Source organism: Burkholderia sp. Ac-20392 (assembly GCF_017104585.1).
Taxonomy (GTDB): domain Bacteria; phylum Pseudomonadota; class Gammaproteobacteria; order Burkholderiales; family Burkholderiaceae; genus Burkholderia; species Burkholderia lata.
The window spans coordinates 1-2,538 of the sequence record NZ_JAAGPB010000812.1; the positions used below are offsets into that span (position 1 = coordinate 1).

The 2,538-nt window shown below is 69.8% G+C and carries 3 protein-coding genes; all 3 read right to left on the reverse strand.

Going from position 1 to position 2,538, the window contains the following annotated elements; translation table 11 throughout:
* Positions 1–88: 88 nt before the first annotated feature.
* Positions 89–1,138 (reverse strand): ferredoxin--NADP reductase, encoded by a 1,050-nt coding sequence (locus G3N99_RS38515; RefSeq protein WP_206125007.1) that lies wholly within the window; start codon positions 1,136–1,138, stop codon positions 89–91.
* Positions 1,139–1,153: 15 nt separating this feature from the next.
* A complete protein-coding gene (locus G3N99_RS38520) occupies positions 1,154–1,672 on the reverse strand; it encodes a flavin reductase family protein (protein WP_174940778.1) in 519 nt (172 codons plus the stop codon).
* On the reverse strand, positions 1,669–2,538 hold an 870-nt coding region (locus G3N99_RS38525; RefSeq protein ID WP_206125008.1), incomplete at its 5' end, for an FAD-binding protein. The genes G3N99_RS38525 and G3N99_RS38520, both read right to left, overlap by 4 nt.

Here is a 2,538-nt window from a genome sequence, read left to right on the forward strand (position 1 = left end):
TCCGTGCGATCAGCGCGGGCGTGGTCAGGATTTCGTTGTCCATCGTCATAGATCAGGATGGCCGTGCGCGCCGCCGGCGCGCCACGGCTCAGTCGGGAAACACCACGCGCAGCGCGTCGCTCGCGGGCCGTGCGCAACAGGCGAGCGTCCAGCCGGCCGCGATCTCGTCTTCATCGAGCACGTGGTTGCTGTCGAGCGCGACCTCGCCGCGCTCGATCCGGCACATGCACGCGCCGCATTGCCCCATCCGGCAGGAATTCGGCGCCGGTACGCCCGCGCGCAGCATCGCGTCGAGCAGCGTTTCGCCGGGCGCGCTGTCGAATGCGAACGCGTCGCCGTCGAGCACCGTCTCGATCGCCGCGCCGTCGCCGGATGCCGAGGCCGCCGCTGCGCCCGGCGCCGCTGCATCAGGAGCCTGTGCGGGTGTATCGGGCAGCGACGCAAAGCGCTCGACATGTACCCGCGAACGCGGCAACCCGAGGCCGAGCATCGCGGCCAGCGCGTTCTCCATGAACAGCGCAGGCCCGCAGATGAACGTCTCCTGCTGGCTGAACGGCCGCGCGAGTTCCTCGAGATGGCGCTGCTGCGGGATGCCCTGCACGCTGTCGAGCCAGTGGATCACGCGCACGCGGCCCGGATGGCGCTGCGCGAGCTGCTGCAGTTCGGCGCGGAAAATCACCGAGCGTTCGTCGCGGTTCGCGTAGATCAGCGTCAGCATGCCGCGCCCGTGCACGAGCGCCGATTTCAGGATCGACAGCACCGGTGTGATGCCGCTGCCGCCCGCGAACAGCAACAGATCGCCGTCGAGTGTGCGTGGCGTGAACACGCCGGCCGGCGGCAGCACGTCGAGCGCGTCGCCCGCCTTCACGCGGTCGCACAGCCAGTTCGACGCACGGCCGTCGCGCACGCGCTTGACGGTGATCTTCGGCGCGGCGTCGATGCCGGGTGCGCTCGACAGCGAATAGCAGCGCGCGACGGTCGCGTCCGCGCACGGCACGTTCAGCGTCAGGAACTGACCGGGCCGGTACGTGAAGGCGTCGCGCAACGCGGCCGGCACGTCGAACACGAACGAGCACGCGTCGTCGCTTTCGGCAATCACTTCGGCAACGGTCAGCCGATGGAAGCGCGAATCGCTCATGGCCGGCTCCTCACGTCACGCGGCCGCACGGGCCACCGGCGCGCCGGGCGTCGTGTAGGCACCGTCGAGATAGACGAGCGGATCGACGTCGCCGCTCATCAGCACTTCGCGGATGCGCCCGATGAACACCGTATGCGTGCCGTATTCGAAGCGGCCGTCCTGCTCGCACACGAAGCTCGCCTGCGCGTCGCGCAGATACGGCACGCCGTGCGCCGACGTATGCCAGTCGCCGGTCGTGAAGCGCGCCTCGCCCTTCAGGCGGCCGCTGCAGTCGATCGCGATGCCTTCGTGGGCCGCCGACAGCACGTTCACGCAGAACCCTGCGCCCGCGTCGAGCGGCGGATACAGCGACGCGCTGCGGTTGATGCAGATCAGCAGCGAAGGCGGATCGGTCGACAGCGAATCGACCGCCGTCGCGGACATCGAGTAGCGCCGGCCGTCGTGCGCACTGCTGATGACCGTGACGGAGCGCGCGAGGCGGCGCATCGCGAGCAGCATGTCGGTGCGCAGCGGATGGGTGGTGAGATCGCTCATGATCGGACTCCGTCAAGTTCAGTCGTGGATGGCCGGGCGGGCTGCCCGCCGGCGTCGGCTGCGCGAGCAGCCAGGTGGTCGGCGGCGAGATACCCGAAGGTCATCGCCGGACCGAGCGTCGAGCCCGCGCCGGGGTAGCTCGCGCCCATCATCGATGCGCTGGTGTTGCCGATCGCATAGAGGCCGTCGATCGGCTCGCCGTCGGCGCGCAGCACGCGGGCGTGCACGTCGGTGACGAGCCCGCCCTTCGTGCCGATGTCGCCCGCATCGATCCGCACCGCGTAGAACGGTGCCTGGTCGACCGGCCCGAGGCACGGGTTCGGCTTGTTCTGCGGATCGCCGTAGTACGTGTCGAACAGGTTGTCGCCCTTGCCGAACGCTTCGTCGATCCCGGTGACCGCATAGCGCGCCATGTCGCGCAGCGTGTCGTGCAGGCCGGCCGCATCGACGCCGATGCGCGCGGCCAGCGCGTCGATCGTGTCGGCCTTCACGATCACGTCGCGGAACGCGGCCGGAATCCGTGAATCGGGCATCATCGACGCCGGCATGATCGGCCCGCACGGGTACTTGCGGCGAAACCGCGCGTCGAACACCATCCAGGCCGGAACGCTCGCACCGGTGCGCGCATGGTCGCGATACATCGCCCGCACGAATTCGGAATACGGCGCGGCTTCGTTGACGAAGCGCTTGCCGAGGCTGTTCACGATCACGCAGCCCGGCAGGTTGCGTTCGACGAACAGCGCGCGCTGCTTCTCCTCGCCGGCAACGCCGACCGTCGGCGCGCCCCACACGTGCGCCATCAGCGCCAGCGCGCCGCCGAGCCGGTGGCCTTCGGCGATCGCGTCGCCGGTGTTGGCCGGCGGCGT

What these genes read in the sequence shown, in the direction of transcription:
- G3N99_RS38515 (WP_206125007.1), bottom strand. Translation starts at nt 1,138, where the DNA reads ATGAGCGATTCGCGCTTCCATCGGCTGACCGTTGCCGAAGTGATTGCC.
- G3N99_RS38520 (WP_174940778.1), bottom strand. Translation starts at nt 1,672, where the DNA reads ATGAGCGATCTCACCACCCATCCGCTGCGCACCGACATGCTGCTCGCG.